The following is a 21274-nucleotide window of genomic DNA, read 5'->3' as shown; positions in this document are numbered from 1 at the left end:
CGAGAAGCAGGTTGGCCGAGCGGCCGTGCTGCCTGACGCTTATAAAATTTACAGCGCATTCCAGAACGCCACCATCGCACAGGCGGACGAACTCACCTGCGGCAGCGCCCCTTTGGCTGGCGTGGAAAGGGACCGGCCAAACCGAACCCGGCCGGCCCCACGATGGCTAGCGGCCTGTCGCATCCTGCACAGCTTCCTTCGTGGCTTCCCCAGGTGGGGCGGACTTCGGCGCTGCCACTTCGAGATGTGGTTGCGCGACGCCCGCTTTGTGGCGCCTGCGCGAGTAATGCGCTGGCTTGGTAGCGCCCTCCAGCCGCGCCGCGTGAGGCGCGCCCCCGGGACGATGCACGTCGTGCGTCACGAATCCCGAATCGTGATTCGGTATCGCAAACCAGTCCGGATGCTCAAACGACGCGCGAATGTCGTCCAGACCCGTCTGCCAATGCTCGCTCATCGTGTCGATGCTGAATTCGTAATCCTTATAGTGCCCCTCATACGCCTTGTTCTTGTATATGAGGTGCACAACATTGACCGCACTGCCATCGGCAACTTCCCGTGCCTCCCGGATGAGCGGATGCTGCTTCTCCAGGCCCGGCGGCACATGCTTCAATAGCTCCTTGATGAGCTGTGCATGACGCTGGGTCGACCCGAGCATCGCGGTGATAGCGCGGGTCCGGCTGGAATACTGGATGTCCTTGGCGCGCTCGGACACATCCAGCATGTCGCCCGGGAGGCCACCGCTCGAACTCCAGAGATCAACCTGGAAGACCAGGGTGTCCTTGTGCTGCGGGTCGCTTACAACCTCAGTCAACGGGGTGTTCGACACCAGACCGCCGTCCCAGTAATATTCGCCATCAATCTCGACGGCAGGAAAGCCCGGAGGGAGCGCACCCGAGGCCATGAAGTGCTCTGGCGAAAGGCGCATCTGGGTGTTGTCGAAGTACACCAGGTTACCCGTGCGCACGTTGACCGCGCCGACGGAGACGCGAATATCGCCGTCGTTGATTCTGTCGAAATCGGCGAATTGCAGAAGGGTCGCCCGAAGCGCGGTGGTATCGTAAAAGCTCACTTCTTCTGGCGAGCGCTTGCCCATCCCTGGGATGGGCACCGGAAGGCGCGGCGAGAAAAAGCCTCGCTGCCCTTCGGTGAGTGCGCGGCCTGCCGCCCAGCAGCTCGACCACTTGCGCGACAGGTCGTGCATGCCCGCGGCGCGGGGCAGCCACGCGCCAAGGTTCCCAAGCATGTCCGCCGGCTGGCAGATGGTGCTCCAGAATCCATGCAATGCCTCGGTACGCTTCCCCGGAGCGTTGCCCGCGATGATGGCTGTGTTAAGCGCGCCGATGGAGATGCCGGAAATCCAGTCCGGATGAATGCCAGCTTCCTCGAGGCCTTCGTAGACGCCGGCCTGATAGGAGCCCAGCGCGCCGCCACCCTGTAGCACGAGAGCGACCTCGTCATAGGCCGGAAGCTTGAAAGTCTTGCGAGGTGTGCCTGGTGTTTCTTGATCTTGACGCACTGGGCGGCTCCTTAGTGCATCGACCAGCCGTGGCTGACGATAATGGACTGGCCCGTCAATGCGGACGATTCGAAGCCGGCGAGGAATGCCACGGTATTGGCGACGTCTTCCACCGTCGTGAATTCGCCGTCGACCGTTTCCTTCAACATCACGTTCTTGACGACGTCTGCTTCCGAAATGCCCAACGCTATCGCCTGCTCCGGAATCTGCCTGTCGACAAGCGGCGTGCGCACGAACCCCGGACACACGACATTGGCCCGTACACCGCGCGAACCACCTTCCTTGGCTACCACGCGTGCGAGACCGAGCAGTCCATGCTTGGCCGTCACGTAGGCAGCCTTCAGCTTCGACGCTTCGTGCGAGTGGACCGAGCCCATATAGATAATCGACCCACCGTTGCCCGCAGCGTACATGTGCCTGACAGCAGCTTTGGTCGTGAGGAACGCGCCGTCCAGATGGATTGCGAGCATTTTTTTCCAGTCGGAGAAAGCATAATCTTCAATCTGGTTGACAATCTGGATGCCCGCGTTTGAGACCAGCACATCGATGCTGCCAAGCCTGTCGACAGCCTGCTGGATGCCGGCGTTGACCGCTTCTTCGCTCGTCACGTCCATTGATACAGGCAGCGCTTTGCCACCCTCCTTACGGATGCTCTCGGCCACGCTCTCAGCAGCCTTGAGGTTCAGGTCCGCGATTACCACCGACGCGCCGAGCGCCGCGAGCTTGCGTGCGCACTGTTCACCGATACCACTTGCAGCGCCCGTCACGAGCGCGACCTTATCTTTTACGGACATGCCTTTTCCTTAATATGTCAGAGGGTGCTTACTGATTCGCGGCAAGCTTGAGTGCCGGCGCCTCGGCGAGGTAATCGAAAGCCACCTCCCCGATGTCGAGCGTGAGATTGGCGATAACGTGCCGCGCGCCGACGATTTTGCGCACCGGCAAATCCGCCACAGGAGCCAAGGCATGGGGGTGCAGCTCAAGCGCGGCCGGACCGCCCCACGCGCCGAGCACCGTGACATCCCGCAGGAAGTAGCGCACGAGCTCGCAGATGCGGGCTGAACCGTCGACGTCCGGAATGACTTTCAGTAGATAGTTCGGCGTGTCCGCCAGCTTCTTGCGCTCGACCTCGAGGTCAAGTGGCTCGTACTTGTAGCCCATCGTGCCCGTGGCAATGCGCTGGGTGCCATAGTCCAGCGTTCCAAGCAGCGTGTCGTTGCCGTCAACACGCAATTTCGGACTCGCCAGCTTCTTGGGGAAGCCCCAAATCTCACGACCGCCGGCAATCGGGCCTTCGTCGTCGAGGTACATCGCGTGTGTGTAGCTGCCTGGCGCGCCGGCATCATCTCTCACCGAGATAACCTGGCCGCTTTCCGTGTAATCGCCGAATCCCGACGAGTCTGGCATGCGAATGAATTCGTAATGCACGAGGGGGCTTGCGACTGTCAGTGGTTCCGGCACCACGGCGCGCAAAGCGTCCATGTCGGTCTCGTACGAAATGATGAAGTACTCGCGATCAAGGAAGCGAAACGGCGGGCGGGGGTAGGAAGGATTGTGGACGGGCATCGCAAAAGCATCTTTGCGGATTTGTTCGATTTTCAACTATCTCTCCAGTAGTGACGTCAAATGACGTCGCGTCTTTAAAGCCCACGCATGCGCACCAGAGGTGCTGTGCTGCACACCGCGCCTCTGCCTTATCACAGCGTGTCGGGTTCGAGTGGCCCTGTGCTTTGCATCGTTGTACAGAGCACTGGCAATAGTAGCGCCTTGGTCCATACATCGGTGTCCTTGCTGGCCGTAAAACACTGTCCCCCTCGCCGCAACAATTGGTTCGATCCTTGTGCGCGTCAGCTTCTCATCGGCGAAACGCCGCGTGTAGCGATGTCGCTTCGTGAGAGGCAATGTCGCACATATAGGAATACGTATTAATTGTCACATGACTCGTTGTTTCGTCCCCGATGCCTCGCTTGCTTCAGGCATGTCCATTCGAAACCGCCTCCCCGAGAATATAAACGCGCGCAAAGTCACAGTTAGACATTAACGGAAGCCGCGACCATCATTGCACCTGCGTTTCGCGGCGGCGGATCGCCTGCTCTTGGAGAGTACACGGCCTCGCCCGCCTCAATCGGATGACCGCTCAACACGCACGTCCCCGGCCCCTTCGCGATGAACACCCGTCAGGGCTGGTAATCACAGCGACCGCTGCACGAATCGCACCAGGAAACCGACAGGGTCTGCAAAGGGTTCGGCGCCACTTTCAGGTCAGGCGGATCTTCGGTTGGACGAGACCGTTGATCTGTTCCGCTGTCCACAGCAGCGTCGCCTTTCGAAAGCCATGGAGAGCCTGCTGATGGCGCCGGTAGAGCATGGCGTGACTCAGTTGAGCGAAACGTCCGCGCACGAAACCGCCACGAAAGAGTCCGAAGCGCCCAAGCGTGCCGAACGCGTTGTAGTCGCTCAGCGAGACGAGCGAACCGAAATCGCGGAAACGGAAATCGGCAAGTGGCTTGCCTGCAAGCCACCCCGGAAGGTGACGCGCGAGATGCTCGGCCTGCTGCGTGGCGACCTGCGCGGTCGGTGCAAGTTGCCGTTCGTGACCGGCGAGTGTCAGGCTTGCGCAATCGCCAAGCGCGAACACGTGATCGTCACGCGAAGACTGCAGACTCGCTCCGACGACGATCTGGTTGGACCGGTTCGTTTCGAGTCCGTCGAGATTGTTCATGAAATCCGGCGCCTTGACGCCCGCTGCCCAGACCATCAGATCGGCCTCGGCAAGCGTGCCGTCGCCATGGCGAAAACCATTCGCCTCTGCCGCGGTAACACGCGCCGAAGTCAGCACGCGAAAACCGATATGCTCGAGCTGCGACTGGCTCGATGCCGATATCTCCGGCGCAAACGCCCCGAGCACGCGCGGGCCGCTTTCGAGTAGCGTCAGACTCAGCCGCTCTCGCACAGTCGGGTCTCCGTAACTCGACGCAACGTCAAGCAAGCGGCTCAGTTCAGCGGACAACTCAACACCCGTTGCACCCGCGCCGACGATCGCCACACGCAGTGGTTCGTCCTTCGCGACGCTTCGAAATACGCGCGCTCGCAACGCGGCGTTGAACGCTTCGGCCTGTTTTTGACTGTCGATGAAATGGCAGTGCTCTTTCACGCCCGGCACGCCGAAATCGTTCGCCCGGCTACCCAGCGACAGCACAAGCACGTCGTACCCGACCGTTCGCGGACCGAGCACTACTTCACCTCCCGGCGTCCTGAGCTCGTCGAGCTGGACCAGCCGCCGGCTTCGATCGAGCCCGTGCATTGCGCCGGGCTGATAGGTGAAGCCGTGATCGCGGGCATGGGCGAGGTAGATCACCTGCTGCTGCTGAACATCGCGCGTGCCGGCTGCAATGGTGTGCAGCATCGGCTTCCATATGTGCGTCGGGCTGCTGTCGATCAGCGTGACGCTGGCCCGGCCGCTACGCCCTAACAGGTCGCCGAGTCGGGTAGCCAGCAAAATTCCCGCAATCCCGCCGCCAACGATGACAATCCGTATTGGTTGTGACATAATAAATTCAACGCGTGATGAATAAATCACATCGTAGCCTAAAGCACGAGCTCCGTCAAACCGTGGCCCTCCTCAGCGTCTCACGCGCCGTCAGTTAAACTCCGGCTGAATTGACGATCCACAACTCACACCCAAATGAACGACGTAACGTCAGGACCTGCCAAGCTGATCGAGAAAAAGCGTACCCGCGGACGACCCGCGTACAGTGCTTCCGTCGGTGCCGACGTTCTCCTGCGAAATGCCCGGCACACCTTCGCAAAGCGTGGATTCGACGCTACCAGCGTGCGGGAAATCGCGCGCGACGCGGGTGTCGACCCGGCGCTGATCGCGCATCATTTCGGGTCGAAAGAAGCGCTATGGCTTGCGGTGGTAGAGCAGATCGCGGATCAGGCTGCGCCAATGATCGACGCCACAGCCAGGTTGCGCTCGGCCACGCTAGGTGCGCGTGAGCGTGTCGAACACGCAGTGGTTCTTTTCATCGATCAGGTTTTCGACGAACCCGACCTTGGTATGTTTTTTTCGACTGCCGCGACCGAAGAAGGCGAGCGCTTCAACATACTCATCGGGCGTCTGGTGCGCCCCTATCACGACGTGTTCGTGCCTTTGCTCGAAGATGCATCGAGGGCGAAGGAATTGAAACCGCACCACCCCGAAGTCATGTTTTCCATGCTGATGAACGCCATCAGCAATACCGTGGCTTACCACCATATGCTTCGGGCGTTCTCGTCACTTCCTGAAGATCAGACCAGGTTCAAGCGCGCGGTGCGGGACACGGCGCTGAACATGATCAGAAAGTAATCAGCAAGACCCAATGCGCTTCGCGACAAGCCCAGAATCCTCCACCTGCTTATCGTGCGCGTCGTCCCCTGACGCATTCGCTGCCCAAGAGAACTACCATGGCGATGACCGCCCCAAGGAACGTGTCCACGATCCGCTCGCCGACGAGGGCGAGGGGAGCGCTCGTCCCGCCCACCGCTGAGATGGTCAACGCGGTTGGGGTAATGAAGGTCAGGGCCAGGGCGTAGTGCCGCGCGGCCACGACTTCGATCGCGAACTGGAGCAGCGCGAGGACCCCGACGAGCCAGAGGCCTTTCGGGTCGACGAGCTGGATCAAGCCAAAGACAGCCGCGCCCAAGACCGTGCCCACAACGCGGTGCACGGCCCGAATGGCACTTGAGCGCGAGACGTGGCTGCCCTGCAGCACCGCACCCGCGACCATAACCGTCCAGTAGGCACGGTGCTCCCCAAAAGACAGGCTCAGCAAGCCGGCGCTGGCAACCGCAACGATCACCCTCGCGGCGATCGTGGCCGTTTCCCCGTCGAGCAAGCTGGGAGGAAACCGCATGCGCAAGCTGGGCGCTTCGCCCTTGCGCTGGTGCACAAGTGGCAGCGCGAGGGGTGCGATCACGAGCAAGTACGCACTGAGCGCGCCGACCGCGACCAGAGAGGGGATCATAAAGACGCCAAGGGGCGAACCGCTGAAACGCGCGGAAGCGGCCAGATGACCGCTGACACCGGCGACCAGCACGAACTGCATCGGCCCGGGCGGCCCCATTCCGACACCGAGCAGAATGATGCTGGCGAGCGCAGCCACGGCGACGAGGCAGGCGATGGTCAGCCACGCATTCGTCGCGCACAGTACGCCCAGCGTGGAGGCGGCCACGAACCCCGCCGCGACGAACGGCAAGGCCTGGAGCCGGTCGCCCAGGCGCAGCGTCGAGCCGTAGAGAGCCGTGAAGGCGCCGAGAGAAGTGATGAGCCCGAGTGACTGGTGGCCGGCCAGCGTGAACGCGGTCAGAGGCACGCCCATGGCGACGCCCCCTCCGACGCCGGCCGACCACCGCCACGGGCCGTCGTTGAAGCCGAGCAGGCTTTTCAGTACGCGGGGCGGCAAGAAAGGTCTTCTCATTTGGGATTGATTTGTGAAGCGGCCAGGTGATTGGGTAATGAAATTTGAATCGAAGGCAGAGATCGCGTTTTCGCTCCGACGGCGCTCCGGATTGCACGTCTTGTCTGTCGACACTTCAGAGCCGCATCCCGCAGGGTCGCAAGTGACCAACCGCCTTCAAGACGGCCCTCTCCTGACGACGTCGGTCTACGCGTTCGTGCTACCAGTTCGTTTGTCGCAAGTGCCGCCCGCCTGGATCGACAACCCGTTGATCTTTGACCGCGCCAAACGACGGGCTCCGTGAGTGGAGGAGCTGACGAACTTCCCTGCTCCTTCACATTGATAAAACATTGTTTAATCTTGCAAATATGTAGGTATACATCTACGTGTAGCAGGAAGCGGCGCATGAACTCATCCGCGCGGAGAGTCATGATCTTAGCGGGCGCCTCTCGTACCGGCGTCGTGCAGACATCAAGACGCTTCGCCACTTCTTCCTGACCTAGATGCGTGTTGGCCGGATACAAGCCTCACAGGATTTCTGCCTGAGCGTGCTCAGCACATATTGCAGAGCGGTCCGATAGGGTGCGCCGGCGGCGCTCGTAAGAGTACGATCTGACATGCTTAGGTCCTCAAAGGTTAGTTTCGCGTGGGGCGTGAGAATGGCTCGCGACCATCATTAGATAGGATGACAAATTATAATAGTCGCTAGCCTCGATAAAGGATTCGTTTATATATGGGGCAGTTCAGTCGCTAAGCAGCAGAAAAAGTCTCGCAAGAATCCTGACAGTACCCACGTGCGCAGTACCCGCCGCTATCAACGCTCCGTCCGACGTTCGCTTCCGTTCCGACGCCCTCGAGGACAACACAATCAACGCAGCCAAGCGTGACAAGCTTCCCCCGGAACCCACCGAGGTTCAAGTGCGCGAGCGCGATCGAATGACGTTCACGTGACCTCCATCATGCGGACCGCTTGCCTCGCGCAACGGTGTGCGACGACGTGATGGCTCCGGTCCCCCGACTTTCAACCAACGCACGCGTACGCTGCGAGATTCGCGCCGCTGCCTCCTGGATCGATTCGACAAGACGGTCGAGATTGGCAAATTCGAGTCGCTGGGTCGGCAGGATCACCGCAAGCGAACCGACTGCTTCACCGGAGTCGTCCGCAAATAGCGGCGACGCCAGTGCAGAAACGTTGCTTTCCAGTTCGCCCCTCGACAGATAACAACCGGCCCGCCGAATTTTGAGCAGCGACGCGCGAAACTCGTCGAGTGTCGCCCCAAGGCCGCTTTGCGCGATCTCGTCAGCATACTGATCGAACAGGACCGCGAGCTTGGCCTTCGGAAAGGTGGACAGGATCGCTTTTGGAGCGGCGCCGAGAAACAGGGGGCGAGTACGGCCCCGGCCGTACCGGAGGTCAAGCGCCGCGCCGTGAGTCTCACGATGCGTGTCCACGAGTTCGTTACCGTACCAGCGCGACATCACCACATCGAAGCCGGAGTGTTCACTCAACTCACGCATGATCGGCTGCCCGACCGCAAGCAGCGGATCCGACATGCGCAGGTGGTAGTCAAGCTTGATGATGCGAGGGCCGAGACCATAGTCTCCTCCTGCAAACCGGATGAGCAAGCCAGCATCCAGGAGCTCGCGTACATAGCGATAAGCCGTTGGGGTTGAGCAATCGAGTTCGGCGGCAACGTCTTCGACGGACAGGAACGGCTTCGCCTCCGAAAACAGCTCGAGTATGGATAAAAGTCTCGTAATGCTCGACATCTATTGCGCTGCGCCTCCTCGTGTGTGAACGGAATTATATCCACTGGCAAGATCGCCATTGACCTTCGACCACCGCGCGGAAACAGTCGCACGCGAGCCACGCAGCGCCACGCTTATGCAAGCCCCATGCGCTCGGCCATTTCGGTTTGCCAGACACTTCGCGGCCTGAATCCCGATAGCGTTCTTGCGTGGCGTTCGACAGCCGCCATCAGTTCAGCATCGGGCAAGCCGAAGTCCACCGGCACCCGCATCGGCTGGTCGACGTACCACGGCGTGTCGATGTAGAGCTCGAGGCGATTGCCCTCGGGATCGCGCGCATAGATCGAAACCGAATTGCCGTGGGTGACAGGGTTGATTTCCTGCAGGCCTTCCGCAATGAACTGCCGATGAAACCGCCTCAACGTGGCAAGGCTGTCAGCTGTGAACGAAATCTGGTTGATCGGGTTGAACGCCAAGTGCTCGGGGCGGCCGCTCGCGAGCACGATCTGGTGATGCACCGCGGGATCGCGGCTCAGGAATACCAACTGCACAGCGCCGTGCGGCGTCTGCAGCGAACCCCGATCCGTCACGGTGAATTCCATCACCCGCGTATAAAAGTCCTCCACGCGCGCCATGTCGCTCACATAGAAGCCCATGTGACTGAGGGACAGCCCTGCCCTCGCTTTCTTCATACCGTTCATGCCTGTCTCCAAGTAGTGATAAACCCTAACAAAAAACACGTTGTGACATCCACTAAAATTAGTCTATTCTCACAATAAGATAAATGCACGGTTTTTTTACGAATCGAGGCGTTGATCCTATCGACTTTTTATCTATCCGGAGCTTCAATGAAACTCGCCAGCTTCTCCACCCACCTTGGCTCATCGTTCGGCATCGTTCGCGATGAAACCGTGTTCGACCTTGGCAAGCGTCTCGGCGGCCGCTATGCCGATCTGAAGGCACTGATTGCCGCCGACGCATTCGGCGAGGCCGCGCAGGCCGCCGATGGCACGCAGGGCGACTACCCGCTGTCGGAAGTCACGCTGCTGCCTGTGATCCCGAACCCCGAACAAATCTTTTGCGTGGGACTCAACTACGCGGACCACGTCAAGGAAACCAACCGCGAAACCACCGAGCATCCGGTCATCTTCATGCGGGTGCCGGCTTCCCAGGTTGGCCATGGCCAGCCGATGCTGCGTCCGCCTGAGTCGCAGAAGTTCGACTATGAGGGTGAGATTGCCGTCATCATCGGGCGCGGTGGACGACGCATCGCTGAGGCCGACGCGTGGAATCACATCGCTGGCTACGCCTGCTACAACGACGGTTCCGTGCGTGACTGGCAGCTTCATACGGGCCAGTGGGGCCCGGGCAAAAATTTCTATCGCACCGGCGCGTTCGGACCGTGGATGGTGACGAGCGACGAGATTGAACCCAACGCGGTGATGACGCTCGTCACCCGCCTGAATGGACAGGAAGTGCAACGCGCGACGACGCAGATGCTGATTCACGGCATTGCCAAACAGATTGCCTACCTGTCGACGTTCACCCCGCTCTCTCCAGGAGACGTGATCGTGACCGGCACGCCTGGCGGCGTCGGCGCGAAGCGCAATCCGCCGCTGTTCATGAAGGCCGGCGATGTGGCGGAAGTGGAGGTTGACCGGATCGGCGTTCTGTCCAATCCAATCGCCGACGAAGCGTAAAACTCGTAGCCGGGCGCGTTCGTGTGCGCTCGGCGTCTTATCTGGCGGAACAAGACATGTTAGAGAAAACTATTTCGACGCACGCGTGCGACTACGACGTAGCCGTTATCGGTCTCGGGCCCACCGGGGCGACGCTCGCGAACCTGCTGGCAATCGAAGGCTTGCGGGTCCTGGTGCTGGAGCGAGACAAGGAGATTTTCGCGCTTCCTCGCGCGGTGCATTTCGACGGTGAATGCATGCGCGTGTTCCAAACCCTCGGTTTAACCGACAAGCTGCTACCCAAGCTGTTCGTGGGTCCCGGCATGAAATTCGTGAACGGGGAAGGCAAGTTGCTGATCGACTGGCAACGGCCAACCTGTATCGGACCACAGGGGTGGAGCGCGAGTTACAAGTTCCATCAGCCCGATCTCGAGAATGCGTTACGCGAGCGTCTTGCGCAGCAATCGAGCGTTGACGTCCGGTTGCGCCACGAAGTGTTCGCGCTTGACGAGGCGAGCGATGGCGTCCAGTTGCGCTTCGAGGATACGTGCTGCGGCAAACTTGGACGTACCACCGCGCGATATGTAGTCGGCTGCGACGGTGCGCGCTCGATTGCGCGACGCTTTATGGGCACCGAATTGACCGATCTGAAATCGCATGAACGCTGGGTTGTGGTCGACGTATTGCTCGATGCACCGCGGCCCGATCTTGGCGACTACTCGGTCCAATACTGCGACCCGGCGCGCCCGACCACTTACACGCGCGGTCCCGGAAATCGGCGCCGCTGGGAAATCATGGTGATGCCCGGTGATGACGTGACGCAACTCACGTCCCCCGAATGGCTGTGGGACAAACTCGCTCGCTGGATTTCTCCGGCCGATGCGCGCCTCGAACGTTCTGCCATATATACATTTCACTCGGTCGTGGCGAACGGTTGGCGCCGTGGCCGACTGCTGCTTGCAGGCGATGCCGCACATCAGACGCCACCCTTTATGGGCCAGGGGATGGGAGCCGGTATTCGCGACGCGTCGAATCTCGCGTGGAAGCTTGGTGCCGTCATTCATGGCGAAGCGCCCGATACCCTCCTCGACAGCTACGAATCCGAACGCTCGCCGCACGTGCGCTTATTTATCGAAACGGCGGTACAGCTCGGCTCAGTCATTCAAACAACGAGGTCAGACCTGGCCGAAGTCCGTGATGAAGAAATGAGCGCAGCGATTCGCAATTTTGTGACCCCACAACCCAGGCTTGGCCCGGGCGCATGGATCGATGAACCATCGGGCGTGGCCGGGCATATTGCACCGCAACCCCGCCTGCTGGACGGACAACTCGTGGATGACGTGGTCGGCTATCGGTTTGCGCTGCTTGCGCGACCGGAATTGCTCCGTAAATACCCCGACGTCGCCAATAGCGCTGCGCAAGCGGGCGTCGGGATTGTGGCCAGCGATGGAGCGGCTGTTCGCGAGTGGCTGGAGTCGATCAACGCTCCAGCGGTGCTTGTACGCCCCGACCGGTATGTGTACGGCGTCGCGCAGGACGGTGAATCCTTGCAAAACCTTCTGCACCACGCCGTACCCGGCTTGCAAACCGAAGGTGCTGTGGCCATCTGAGCCCGCAACCCCGGTTCTCACGCGAGACGTCTCGCGGTCGACGCACGTAGACCATCGGACAAAGAATCCGATAATCAAATTGGAGGAGTCATGGGAATATCCCACAACCCGGTCGGCGGCGCCGACCGTTCACAGCCATCCGGCTTGTCCCGGTCGCAGTGGAAGATGATTCTCATCGCAAGCCTTGGCGGCTCGCTGGAGTTTTACGATTTCATCGTCTACGGCTTTTTTGCCCATAACATCGCGGCCCAGTTTTTCCCGAACTCGTCGTCGCTGGTCAGCATGCTGGCTACTTTCTCCGTGCTCGCAATCGGGTACGTGATCCGACCCCTCGGCGGAATTGTGCTCAGTAGCTGGGGCGACCGGTATGGCCGGCGTCCCGTGTTTCTCGGCTCAATCATCGTGGTCACGACCGCGACGATCTGTCTTGGTCTGCTGCCCAACTTTCAGAGCTGGGGCATGACCGCATCGATCCTGTTGATCCTGCTGCGCATGCTTCAGGGTTTTTGCGTCGGCGGAGAAATGCCCGGCGCGATTACCTATGCAGTGGAAGCCGCGCCGCATCGGGCGGGGCTCGCCGCGGGCATTATTATCTGCGCGGTGAACTTAGGTGTTTTGCTGGCCACATTCGTCAACCTCGGCATCCAGACCTACCTGTCCGCCACGGACGCGGCGGCGTATGGCTGGAGGATCGCGTTTCTTTTCGGCGGCGTTTGTGGGATCGCGTCCTACCTGATGCGCCGTAATCTGGACGAGTCGCCCGAGTTCAAGAGGATGCAAGGAGCTGTCGTCAAACAGCCGTTTCGCGAGACCTTGCGACGTCATGGCAAAGCGGTCGCGACGGGGGCACTGGCGATCGCCGTGATGGCCGGCGTCAACGGCATACTTTATGGCCACATGCCCGCCTACCTCGTCCAGCAGCTGCACTATGCACCACGGACCGCGGCAATTGCCCAGAACGCTTATCTGATCGTCAGTTCCCTCGGCCTCCTCGCCGCAGGCTGGCTCGGGGACAAGATTCCACGCCGGTACCTGCTTCGAGCGTCAGCGGCGCTGCTGATCGCATTGAGCTACCCGTTCTATGAAGCGCTGGCGACTCATACCGTCAATCCGGTGGTGCTGTTTGTGCTTGCCGGCTTGGTTTTTTCACTGGCAAGCGGGACATGGGCGTCGGTGCTCGCCGACCAATTCCCTGTCCAGATCAGATTCAGCGGAATCGCGCTGGCTTACAACCTGGCCGTTGTCGTATTCAGCGGCTTTGCGCCCTTGCTGGCGACCATGCTGATTCGCATGACCGGCTCCTTGGCAGCGCCAGCCTGGTATGTCATCGCCGCATGCACGGTCGCGCTGCTTGCGAGCTATGGGTTGCCGGCGGGAAAGTCTCGGGCCGGGTCGCCTTCGAAGACAGATCGACTGGGCGGCGAATTGTTGCGTTGAGCCGAATCGAGCCACGACGCGGCCGGCACCGTCTCTGACAAGAGGTATCCATGCAGTATTTTCGGGAGATTTACGATGAAAGATGCGTCCATTCAGGCCGTCGTCGAGGCGTTGGAACAACAGCGCTGCGACGCCACGGTGGCTGGAGACCTGCTCAAACTCGCGTCGCTACTCGACGACGATCTGACGTTCGTCCATTCAGCTGGCTACGTTCATGGCAAGTCGGAGTATCTGTCCTTCCTTACCGAGAAGATCAAGGTGCGTCAAATCGTGCGTCCGCAACCGCTCGCGTATAGGTTCCTGCCAGACACCGTGATCACGACGGGCCATCTCGAGCAATTCCTGGTGCGCAGGACCGATGGATCTGAGCTCAACATTCGCGCGCTCGTAACTGAAATCTGGGTCAAACGCGAGGGCGACTGGAAACTGCTGCATCTCCATTCTGGGCGCTTGCCGGATTGACGCAGATCCCTATCTTGCCGTCCATCTCGGGGTAAGCCTGGACACCGATCCTGAACAGGTTCGCGAACTTATGCTGCGTGCCTATCAGGCGCACCCGTCGACTCTCGACCATCCCGCGCCATCCGTCATGTTCAGTCAACTGACGCCCGACGGCATTACGCTGAGCGTCACCGGTTATGTCCGCAGCCCCCGAATCACGGCTCAGGATTACCCATAAGTCGCTCGCGACTGTGCGATTGAAGGGCGATGGCTTGTAAACGGTGACGACCGATGTTAACTTTGATCCGGTTCGTGATCTGTGATGTCGGGCATTGTCGGACACATCTGACCTTGATGATTGGGCAAATGAAGAGTTTGGCGCCGCCGAGCTCGGCGACGCTCGCCTGACCAGACGGCTCGTGACGCTGGCACGCAAGCTTTCGTTGGGCCCACATTGCTCTTTTCCGCAGTCGTTCAATGGTTCGGAGCTGAAGGCGGCATATCGTTTTTTCGACAACCCGCACGTGGATGTCGATGGCGTGCTGGGTGGGCACATCGGTCAAACGCTGTGTCGTATGCAACAGGTGCCAGTCGTCCTTGCTGTTCAGGACACCACCGAGTTCAATTTGTCTCATCTGCGGGCAACCGAAGGTCTGGGATATGGCTCCGATCCACATGTGCGTGGTTTCCTGATACACAGTCTGCTTGCGCTCACGCCAGAGGGGCTGCCACTCGGGGTGATCGGGATGAAGACCTGGATACGCAGGCACGAGGAGTTGGGCAAGAAACATCTGCGTGGGCAACGAACCGTACAACAGAAAGAGAGCGCGAAATGGCTCGAAGGCATCGAGCAACTGGGCGTACTCAAGACGCACTGTCCGTGCACGCATGTCATCGGCGTGAGCGACCGTGAAGGCGATGTCTATGACGTGTTCCTGGCGCAGCGGCCTGCCGGTGTCGACTGGTTGGTGCGCGCGTCGTGGAACCGACGCGTTGCTCACCCCGATCGATATTTGTGGGAAACCGTGCTGGCCTCGCCAGTGCTTGGAGAGGCGCAACTGCAGGTGCCTGCACGCGAAAACCGCCAGGCACGCACCGCACGGCTGGTTGTGCGCTGCATGCCCGTACGCCTTCGTCCGCCGCAAAATCGTCGTCGCGAGAAGCTTCCCGAAATTGAAGTGTTTGCAATTCATGCACAGGAAACGAACTTAGACGAAGGAGCAGAGCCATTGGAATGGCTTCTACTGACTTCGGTGCCTACGCAAACACACGCAGAGGCCCTCGAGCGTCTTGCATGGTATGCGCGCCGATGGACGATTGAATCGTGGCATCGTGTGCTTAAAAGTGGCTGTCGCATTGAAGCCCGCCAATTTGGCAATCTCGATCGATTCGTCCGCGCCACCGCATTGTTCGCCGTCGTAAGCTGGAGGATCCTGTACTCCATGTTGCTTGCCAGGCTTGATGGCAACCTGCCATGCGAAGTATTGCTGCAGCCAATCGAGTGGCGAGCCCTCTACTGTCGTACGCATGGCAGTACCGAAATACCTGATAAACCGCCGTCACTCGCGCAGGTCATCTTGTGGATCGCCAGACTCGGCGGATATCTCGCTCGAAAGCATGATCGTCCACCTGGTCCTACCGTCATCTGGCGTGGATTTCTTGTCCTGCACGAAATCACGATGATGTACCGAATATTCAGGCAAAACGAATAGCACCATCACATTACTTGTGGGTAATCCTGAGGAATCACGGGGGGATATCAAGAGCGATCTGCTGTATGTCGATACCTATCACCCCATCCGCAGTAGTGCTTTCACCCATATCGTTAAGTTCCGATATATGATTCGTTGTGTAGCGATGCATGTCGCGCACGCCATGCGGCGTGCCGGTTGCCGAATCACCTGAAAACCATCCACATGACGCCCGATTTCGACGCGATCCATAAAGCGCTGGCCAACCCGGTCCGCCGGGAGATTCTCGGCTGGCTGCGTGAGCCGTACGCGCATTTTGCCGATCAGGAGTTGCCGCTCGACCACGGCGTGTGCGCGGGCAAGATCGACTCGCGCTGTGGTCTGTCGCAGTCCACCGTGTCGGCGCACCTGGCCGCGTTGCAGCGCGCGGGGCTCGTCACGTCGAAACGGGTTGGTCAATGGGTGTTTTTCAAGCGCAACGAGCCCGTCATTCAGGCGTTCCTCGAATACATGAACGCGAAGCTCTGAGCGCCGCATTCGCATCGCCGCGCTACCTTTTTCACGCAGTTTTTTGAGGCTCGGGCCTTGCCCGCCGCCAAAGGTGAACTCTTATGCCGACTCTTTTCGATCCGCTGCAAATTGGCGATATCACGCTGCCGAACCGCATCATCATGGCGCCGCTCACGCGTCAGCGCGCGGAGGAAATCCGCGTGCCGAACGCGTTGATGGCGCGCTACTACGCCGAGCGCGCGAGCGCCGGTCTGATCCTCAGCGAAGCCACGTCGGTCACGCCGCAAGGCGTCGGCTACGCCGAAACGCCGGGCATCTGGTCGCAGGAGCAGATCGAAGGCTGGAAGCTCGTCACGCAGGCCGTGCACGACGCGGGCGGCAAGATCTTCCTGCAACTGTGGCACGTCGGCCGTATTTCGGATCCGGTGTTCCTGAACGGCGAGCTGCCGGTCGCGCCGAGCGCGATCGCGGCGGGTGGTCACGTGAGCCTCGTGCGTCCCGAGCGTCCGTTCGTGACGCCGCGCGCGCTCGAGCTCGATGAAATCGCCGGTGTCGTCGAAGCGTTCCGCAAGGGCGCGGAAAACGCCAAGGCCGCGGGCTTCGATGGCGTCGAAGTGCACGGCGCGAACGGCTATCTGCTCGACCAGTTCCTGCAGGACAGCACCAACAAGCGTATCGATGCCTACGGCGGCCCGATCGAAAATCGCGCGCGTCTGCTGCTCGAAGTCACCGACGCGTGCATCAGCGTGTGGGGAGCAAACCGCGTCGGCGTGCATCTCGCGCCGCGCCGCGACGCGCACACGATGGGCGATTCCGATCCGGCCGCAACGTTCGGCTATGTTGCGCGCGAACTCGGCAAGCGCAAGATCGCGTTTATCGCGGCACGTGAAGCGCTCGGCGACGACCGCCTCGGCCCGCAGTTGAAGGAAGCGTTCGGCGGCCCGTATATCGCGAACGAGAAGTTCACGAAGGAAAGCGCGCAGCGGGTGCTCGACGCCGGTGAAGCGGATGCGGTGGCATGGGGTCAGCTGTACATCGCGAATCCGGATCTGGTGCGCCGCTTCTCTGAAGATGCGCCCCTGAACAAGCCGGTTCCGGCGACGTACTATGCGCGCGGCGAAGTCGGCTACACCGATTATCCGGCGCTCGAAACGGTGTAATCGGTACCGACAGCGGGCTCATGTCCGCTGTATGAAATGACAAAGCGGCGGGCGTGACTGAATTCCAGTCACGCCCGCCGCTCTTTGTGCGCTAGACAAGCTCGCGCCGCATAAACACCCGTTTCGATTCATCGAGTCCGCGCGCGATATGCGCGTCGCGCCGCGCGAGCAACGCCGCGTCGAGCTCCGACGTGTCGAGATCGCGAAACCCGAGCCGCCGGTAATACGGCGCATTCCACGGCACGTCGCGATACGTCGACAGTACCAGCTGTGTCAATTGTCGCGCGCACGCGATTCGCGCGACCTCTTCGATCAACGCCGCGCCGATGCGCCTGCCCGCGTGCGAGCTCAGCACATCGAGCTCCTGAACGTAGATGCGCGTCGGCTGCGGCTCGAACATCACGAAGCCCGCGCAGATCGTCTGCTGGTCGAGCGCGACGATGATCTCGCGCGCTTCGATCTTGCGCTCGACGACCTCGCGCGCCATAGGCGGCGCGTCGGCAATCCCGGTCATGCCGACGCTGACGAAACGCAGGCCCGCTTCGAATTCGATGGCACGAATCGTTTCGGCATCGTGCAAAGCGGCAAATCGGAAGGTGATGGCGGAATCGTGCGACATGGCGTTGCGTCCGATGAAGACCGCCCGAGTTTGACATCGGCACCGCAACATCGACAAGCGGCATATGGCATAAACTCGCGCAAGCGCCCTGCACGCACGCTCGCGGGACTACACTCATCACATCCGAACGCCACCCGAGGCCACGCCAAGATGAACCTGATGAACGTGCTGCAGATCGCGCTGCACCTCGACCAGCACCTGAGCGCGCTGATCGTGCAGTTCGGCACGGCAATCTACGCACTGCTGTTTGCCGTCGTGTTCGTCGAATACGGTTTTCTGCCGCTGTTCTTTCTGCCCGGCGATCCGCTGATCTTCATCTGCGGCGCGCTCGCGGCCACCGGCGCATTGAACGTGTGGGTCATCGCGCCCGTGCTGTTCGTCGCGACGGTGGCCGGCAGCAGCGTCGGGTACGCGATCGGCCATGCGGTCGGCGACAAGGTCTATACCCGCAACTACTACTGGCTCAATCGCGATGCGCTGCGCCGCGCCCACGTGTTCAGCGAGACGCGCGGCCGCCTGACCTTCCTGCTATCACCGTTCATCGCCGTGGTGCGCACGTTCGCACCGTTCGCCGCAGGCGTGTCGCGCATGACGTTCTCGCGCTTCGTCACGTTCGTCACCGCCGGCGCGGCGCTGTGGGTGGTCTCGCTGATCGCGGCCGGCTATCTGTTCGGCAACGTGCCGGTGGTGCGCGAGCATCTGAGTTCGCTGGTGTTGCTGGGCCTCGCGCTCGGCGGTGCGATGCTCGTCGGCGGAGCGGTATGGCGCTTTTTCAACCGGCGCATGCGGGCGCGCTGAGGCCATCGGGGCGACGTTTCGGCGTACGGCCCCCCACCACCTCAAAACTTGACCCGGGCGAGATACGAAGGTAACCTTATCAGGAAACCTTCACATCATGTCATCGCACGAGTTCACCGCATGACCAAATCCCCTCCCGCAGTTGCGCCGGAAGAACTTCATACGCTCGCCGAAGATCTGCGCGTGCTGGCGGGCAAGCTGCGCCGGCGTCTGCGCGAAGAGTCGCATGTCGGCGACTTCACGCCGTCGCAGGTGCAGGTGCTGAACTTGCTGGAACGCGAAGGCCCGGCCACCGTCACCTCGCTCGCGCGTGCGCACGGCATGCGGCCGCAGTCGATGGGAGAAACACTCGCGGTACTGAAAGCCGCGGGGCTCGTCCGCGGCACGCCCGATCCTAACGATGGACGGCAGACGGTTCTGTCGCTGACACCCTCCTTTCGCAAGAAGGTCAAGGCAAGCCGCGCGGCACGCGAAGACTGGCTGTACCGCACGATTCAAACGCGTTTCACGGCAGCCGAACAGCAACAACTCGCGACGGGCGTCGATCTGCTGAAACGCCTCGTCGATTTGTAACTCGCGATTCGCGCACACGCGTCTCGCCACTCGCAGGATCACTTCATGGCACTCACTGCTCTCGACGCCAAAACCGCACTGGTCGTCGTCGACCTGCAGCGCGGCATCGTCGCGCTGCCCACCGCCCCCCATCCGGCCAGCGAAATCGTCGAACGCTCGGTTACGCTGCTCGACGCGTTCCGCCGCCACGGCCTGCCCGTCGTGCTCGTGAACGTCACCGCCGGCGCAACGGGCCGCACCGACCAGGGTCGCCACTCCGTCGACTTGCCGCCCGACTTCGCCGACCTTCTGCCCGAACTGAAGCAGCAGCCGTCGGACCATCTGGTCACGAAGCGCACGTGGGGCGCCTTCACTAACACGGACCTGGCCGCGTATCTGCAACAGCAAGGCGTCACGCAAGTGGTGCTCGTCGGTGTCGCGACCAGCATCGGCGTCGAATCGACCGCGCGCTTCGCGAGCGAGGCGGGCCTGAACGTCGCGCTCGTCGTCGACGCGATGACCGATCTGAACGCCGACGCGCACACCAACAGCATCACGCGCATCTTCCCGCGCCTCGGCGAAACCGGCACGACGCGGGAAGTGCTCGATCTGCTCGAACGTTCGCGCGATGAAAGCCTGAATTGAAGCGGGCCGCTACCCGCATGCGGCCCACCCCGCGTTGAGGAAACCCCTGTCGTGAGCACCACGTTCCGTTCGCTGCGCATATTCAACTATCGTGTCTGGGCGAGCGGCGCGATCGTCTCGAACATCGGCACATGGATGCAGCGCACGGCGCAGGACTGGCTCGTGCTCACCGAGCTTACGCATCACAACGCGACGGCGGTGGGCATCGTGATGTCGCTGCAGTTCGGGCCGCAGATGCTGTTGCTGCCGCTCACCGGCTACGCGGCCGATCACTTCGACCGCCGCAAGCTGCTGTTCGCGACCCAGGCGGCAATGGGTACGCTGGCGCTCGCGCTCGGTCTGCTCACGGTCACGGGGCTCGTGCAGCTATGGCAGGTCTACGTATTCGCGGGCCTGCTCGGCTGCGTGACCGCGTTCGATTCCCCCGCACGCCAAACCTTCGTATCCGACCTCGTCGGCGAACGCGATCTCGCGAATGCCGTCGCGCTGAACTCCACGTCGTTCAACGCCGCGCGCATGCTCGGGCCAGCGGTCGCGGGTCTGTTGATCGCGTCGGTGGGCAGTGGCTGGGTGTTTCTGATCAACGCGCTTTCGTTCGTCGCCGTGCTCGGTGCACTGCGCATGCTGCGGCTGGACCAGTTACATATCAAGCCGCGCAATGTGCGCTCGCGCGGCAGCTTCGTCGAAGGCTTCAAATATGTCTGGACACGCCCCGATCTGAAGGCGGCGCTCCTGATGCTGTTCCTGATCGGCACCTTCGGCCTGAACTTCCCGATCTTCATCTCGACGATGTCCGTCACCGCGTTCCGTGCGGGCGCGGGCGAGTACGGCGTGCTCAGCTCGACGATGGCGATTGGCTCGGTCACCGGCGCTCTGCTCGCCGCGCGCCGCGCGCGGCCCACCATGGGTCTGCTGCTCGGCGCCGGCGCGATGTTCGGCGTCGGCTGCACGGCGGCTGCGCTGATGCCGAACTACGTGCTGTTCGGCATCGTGCTGGTCGCGATCGGCGTGTCGACGCAGACCTTCACCACCTCGACCAATAGCCTCGTGCAACTGACCACCGAACCGGCCATGCGCGGCCGCGTGATCGCGATCCTGCTCGCGATCGCGCTCGGCGGCACACCGCTCGGCGCGCCTGTGGTCGGCTGGGTCGCCGACCGTTTCGGGCCGCGCTGGGCGCTCGGCGTCGGCGCTGCATCGGGCTTCGGCGCGGCGCTCGTCGGACTTGTCTATCTGATGCGATACCGGCAGCTGCGTTTCTATCGCGAAGGCTGGCGCCTGCGTTACAGCATCGAAGATCCGCGGCCCGTCACGGCCACCACGGTCATTCCCGACTCCGTAACGACGGTTCAGCGTAGCGAGCTGGACGAGGCGGAAGAGGATACGGCTTCGAGCGTGTAAAAGCGCAAGCGTGTGAGCACCGGATCCA

Annotated in this window: 20 protein-coding genes and 1 pseudogene; 13 read left to right on the top strand and 8 right to left on the bottom strand. The window is 61.3% G+C overall.

The features are described 5' to 3' along the window. Positions 1-166: 166 nt before the first annotated feature. The 4 genes from OKW28_RS14320 to OKW28_RS14305 form a co-directional block, all read right to left on the bottom strand. Entirely contained in the window at positions 167-1516 is a 1350-nt protein-coding gene (locus OKW28_RS14320) for a DUF3734 domain-containing protein (protein WP_429446505.1), read from the bottom strand. An 11-nt stretch (positions 1517-1527) separates the two neighbouring features. Further along, positions 1528-2310: a 3-hydroxybutyrate dehydrogenase gene (locus OKW28_RS14315; protein WP_429446503.1), complete on the bottom strand. Its 783-nt coding sequence runs from the start codon at positions 2308-2310 to the stop codon at positions 1528-1530. Between the two features lie 28 nt (positions 2311-2338). Next, the gene (locus OKW28_RS14310; RefSeq protein WP_187616608.1) at positions 2339-3118 is read right to left on the bottom strand and encodes an acetoacetate decarboxylase; all 780 of its coding nucleotides are present in this window, start codon (positions 3116-3118) and stop codon (positions 2339-2341) included. A 655-nt stretch (positions 3119-3773) separates the two neighbouring features. Then, the gene (locus OKW28_RS14305; RefSeq protein WP_429446501.1) at positions 3774-5066 is read right to left on the bottom strand and encodes an NAD(P)/FAD-dependent oxidoreductase; all 1293 of its coding nucleotides are present in this window, start codon (positions 5064-5066) and stop codon (positions 3774-3776) included. Positions 5067-5201: 135 nt separating this feature from the next. On the opposite strand from OKW28_RS14305, the gene OKW28_RS14300 reads away from it, so the two are divergent. Beyond that, positions 5202-5864 carry a TetR/AcrR family transcriptional regulator gene (locus OKW28_RS14300; protein WP_429446499.1) on the top strand — a complete coding sequence of 221 codons (663 nt, stop codon included), beginning with the start codon at positions 5202-5204 and terminating at the stop codon, positions 5862-5864. A 49-nt stretch (positions 5865-5913) separates the two neighbouring features. Here OKW28_RS14300 and OKW28_RS14295 read toward each other — a convergent pair whose 3' ends face one another. The 3 genes from OKW28_RS14295 to OKW28_RS14285 form a co-directional block, all read right to left on the bottom strand. Next, positions 5914-6960, bottom strand: a complete 1047-nt coding sequence (locus tag OKW28_RS14295) for an FUSC family protein (protein WP_429446497.1) — start codon at positions 6958-6960, stop codon at positions 5914-5916. A 951-nt stretch (positions 6961-7911) separates the two neighbouring features. Further along, positions 7912-8724 (bottom strand): IclR family transcriptional regulator, encoded by an 813-nt coding sequence (locus OKW28_RS14290; RefSeq protein WP_429446495.1) that lies wholly within the window; start codon positions 8722-8724, stop codon positions 7912-7914. Between the two features lie 113 nt (positions 8725-8837). Further along, a complete protein-coding gene (locus tag OKW28_RS14285) occupies positions 8838-9404 on the bottom strand; it encodes a VOC family protein (RefSeq protein ID WP_184059845.1) in 567 nt (188 codons plus the stop codon). A 147-nt stretch (positions 9405-9551) separates the two neighbouring features. Between OKW28_RS14285 and OKW28_RS14280 the strand changes: the two genes are divergently transcribed. The 8 genes and pseudogenes from OKW28_RS14280 to OKW28_RS14245 all read left to right on the top strand — a co-directional run bounded on the left by OKW28_RS14280 (position 9552) and on the right by OKW28_RS14245 (position 17231). Further along, positions 9552-10403 carry a fumarylacetoacetate hydrolase family protein gene (locus OKW28_RS14280; protein WP_429446493.1) on the top strand — a complete coding sequence of 284 codons (852 nt, stop codon included), beginning with the start codon at positions 9552-9554 and terminating at the stop codon, positions 10401-10403. 56 nt (positions 10404-10459) lie between these two features. Continuing rightward, a complete protein-coding gene (locus tag OKW28_RS14275; protein WP_429446491.1) occupies positions 10460-11992 on the top strand; it encodes a bifunctional 3-(3-hydroxy-phenyl)propionate/3-hydroxycinnamic acid hydroxylase in 1533 nt (510 codons plus the stop codon). Between the two features lie 90 nt (positions 11993-12082). Then, entirely contained in the window at positions 12083-13429 is a 1347-nt protein-coding gene (locus tag OKW28_RS14270; protein ID WP_429446489.1) for an MFS transporter, read from the top strand. 75 nt (positions 13430-13504) lie between these two features. Beyond that, positions 13505-13891, top strand: a complete 387-nt coding sequence (locus tag OKW28_RS14265) for a nuclear transport factor 2 family protein (RefSeq protein WP_429446487.1) — start codon at positions 13505-13507, stop codon at positions 13889-13891. Between the two features lie 37 nt (positions 13892-13928). Beyond that, a pseudogene (locus OKW28_RS14260) lies at positions 13929-14093 on the top strand (hypothetical protein); the annotation flags it as partial. Positions 14094-14202: 109 nt separating this feature from the next. After that, positions 14203-15582 carry an IS4 family transposase gene (locus OKW28_RS14255; protein WP_429443705.1) on the top strand — a complete coding sequence of 460 codons (1380 nt, stop codon included), beginning with the start codon at positions 14203-14205 and terminating at the stop codon, positions 15580-15582. A 204-nt stretch (positions 15583-15786) separates the two neighbouring features. Then, a complete protein-coding gene (locus tag OKW28_RS14250; protein ID WP_184036555.1) occupies positions 15787-16089 on the top strand; it encodes an ArsR/SmtB family transcription factor in 303 nt (100 codons plus the stop codon). Positions 16090-16172: 83 nt separating this feature from the next. Next, positions 16173-17231 carry an alkene reductase gene (locus tag OKW28_RS14245; RefSeq protein WP_429446485.1) on the top strand — a complete coding sequence of 353 codons (1059 nt, stop codon included), beginning with the start codon at positions 16173-16175 and terminating at the stop codon, positions 17229-17231. Between the two features lie 91 nt (positions 17232-17322). Here OKW28_RS14245 and OKW28_RS14240 read toward each other — a convergent pair whose 3' ends face one another. Next, on the bottom strand, positions 17323-17850 hold the full coding sequence (locus tag OKW28_RS14240) for a GNAT family N-acetyltransferase (RefSeq protein WP_429446483.1): 528 nt from the start codon (positions 17848-17850) through the stop codon (positions 17323-17325). A gap of 150 nt (positions 17851-18000) precedes the next feature. Between OKW28_RS14240 and OKW28_RS14235 the strand changes: the two genes are divergently transcribed. From OKW28_RS14235 to OKW28_RS14220, 4 genes are all read left to right on the top strand, one after another. Next, complete coding sequence (locus tag OKW28_RS14235) at positions 18001-18648, top strand: VTT domain-containing protein (RefSeq protein WP_429446481.1); 648 nt, start codon at positions 18001-18003, stop codon at positions 18646-18648. Positions 18649-18768: 120 nt separating this feature from the next. After that, positions 18769-19221 carry a MarR family winged helix-turn-helix transcriptional regulator gene (locus tag OKW28_RS14230; protein WP_429446480.1) on the top strand — a complete coding sequence of 151 codons (453 nt, stop codon included), beginning with the start codon at positions 18769-18771 and terminating at the stop codon, positions 19219-19221. Between the two features lie 45 nt (positions 19222-19266). Beyond that, the gene (locus OKW28_RS14225) at positions 19267-19845 is read left to right on the top strand and encodes an isochorismatase family protein (protein ID WP_429446479.1); all 579 of its coding nucleotides are present in this window, start codon (positions 19267-19269) and stop codon (positions 19843-19845) included. A 51-nt stretch (positions 19846-19896) separates the two neighbouring features. Beyond that, positions 19897-21246, top strand: a complete 1350-nt coding sequence (locus OKW28_RS14220) for an MFS transporter (protein WP_429446477.1) — start codon at positions 19897-19899, stop codon at positions 21244-21246. The last annotated feature ends 28 nt before the right edge of the window (positions 21247-21274 follow it).

It is taken from the genome of Paraburkholderia sp. 40, assembly GCF_050434105.1.
Classification (GTDB): domain Bacteria; phylum Pseudomonadota; class Gammaproteobacteria; order Burkholderiales; family Burkholderiaceae; genus Paraburkholderia; species Paraburkholderia tuberum.
Note: the sequence above shows the minus strand (reverse complement) of the source record. Positions and strands in the feature narration are given on the sequence as shown.

What these genes read in the sequence shown, in the direction of transcription:
- OKW28_RS14290 (WP_429446495.1), bottom strand. Translation starts at nt 8,724, where the DNA reads ATGTCGAGCATTACGAGACTTTTATCCATACTCGAGCTGTTTTCGGAG.
- OKW28_RS14250 (WP_184036555.1), top strand. Translation starts at nt 15,787, where the DNA reads ATGACGCCCGATTTCGACGCGATCCATAAAGCGCTGGCCAACCCGGTC.
- OKW28_RS14280 (WP_429446493.1), top strand. Translation starts at nt 9,552, where the DNA reads ATGAAACTCGCCAGCTTCTCCACCCACCTTGGCTCATCGTTCGGCATC.
- OKW28_RS14300 (WP_429446499.1), top strand. Translation starts at nt 5,202, where the DNA reads ATGAACGACGTAACGTCAGGACCTGCCAAGCTGATCGAGAAAAAGCGT.
- OKW28_RS14285 (WP_184059845.1), bottom strand. Translation starts at nt 9,404, where the DNA reads ATGAACGGTATGAAGAAAGCGAGGGCAGGGCTGTCCCTCAGTCACATG.
- OKW28_RS14275 (WP_429446491.1), top strand. Translation starts at nt 10,460, where the DNA reads ATGTTAGAGAAAACTATTTCGACGCACGCGTGCGACTACGACGTAGCC.
- OKW28_RS14230 (WP_429446480.1), top strand. Translation starts at nt 18,769, where the DNA reads ATGACCAAATCCCCTCCCGCAGTTGCGCCGGAAGAACTTCATACGCTC.
- OKW28_RS14270 (WP_429446489.1), top strand. Translation starts at nt 12,083, where the DNA reads ATGGGAATATCCCACAACCCGGTCGGCGGCGCCGACCGTTCACAGCCA.
- OKW28_RS14305 (WP_429446501.1), bottom strand. Translation starts at nt 5,066, where the DNA reads ATGTCACAACCAATACGGATTGTCATCGTTGGCGGCGGGATTGCGGGA.
- OKW28_RS14245 (WP_429446485.1), top strand. Translation starts at nt 16,173, where the DNA reads ATGCCGACTCTTTTCGATCCGCTGCAAATTGGCGATATCACGCTGCCG.
- OKW28_RS14240 (WP_429446483.1), bottom strand. Translation starts at nt 17,850, where the DNA reads ATGTCGCACGATTCCGCCATCACCTTCCGATTTGCCGCTTTGCACGAT.
- OKW28_RS14265 (WP_429446487.1), top strand. Translation starts at nt 13,505, where the DNA reads ATGAAAGATGCGTCCATTCAGGCCGTCGTCGAGGCGTTGGAACAACAG.
- OKW28_RS14315 (WP_429446503.1), bottom strand. Translation starts at nt 2,310, where the DNA reads ATGTCCGTAAAAGATAAGGTCGCGCTCGTGACGGGCGCTGCAAGTGGT.
- OKW28_RS14235 (WP_429446481.1), top strand. Translation starts at nt 18,001, where the DNA reads ATGAACCTGATGAACGTGCTGCAGATCGCGCTGCACCTCGACCAGCAC.
- OKW28_RS14225 (WP_429446479.1), top strand. Translation starts at nt 19,267, where the DNA reads ATGGCACTCACTGCTCTCGACGCCAAAACCGCACTGGTCGTCGTCGAC.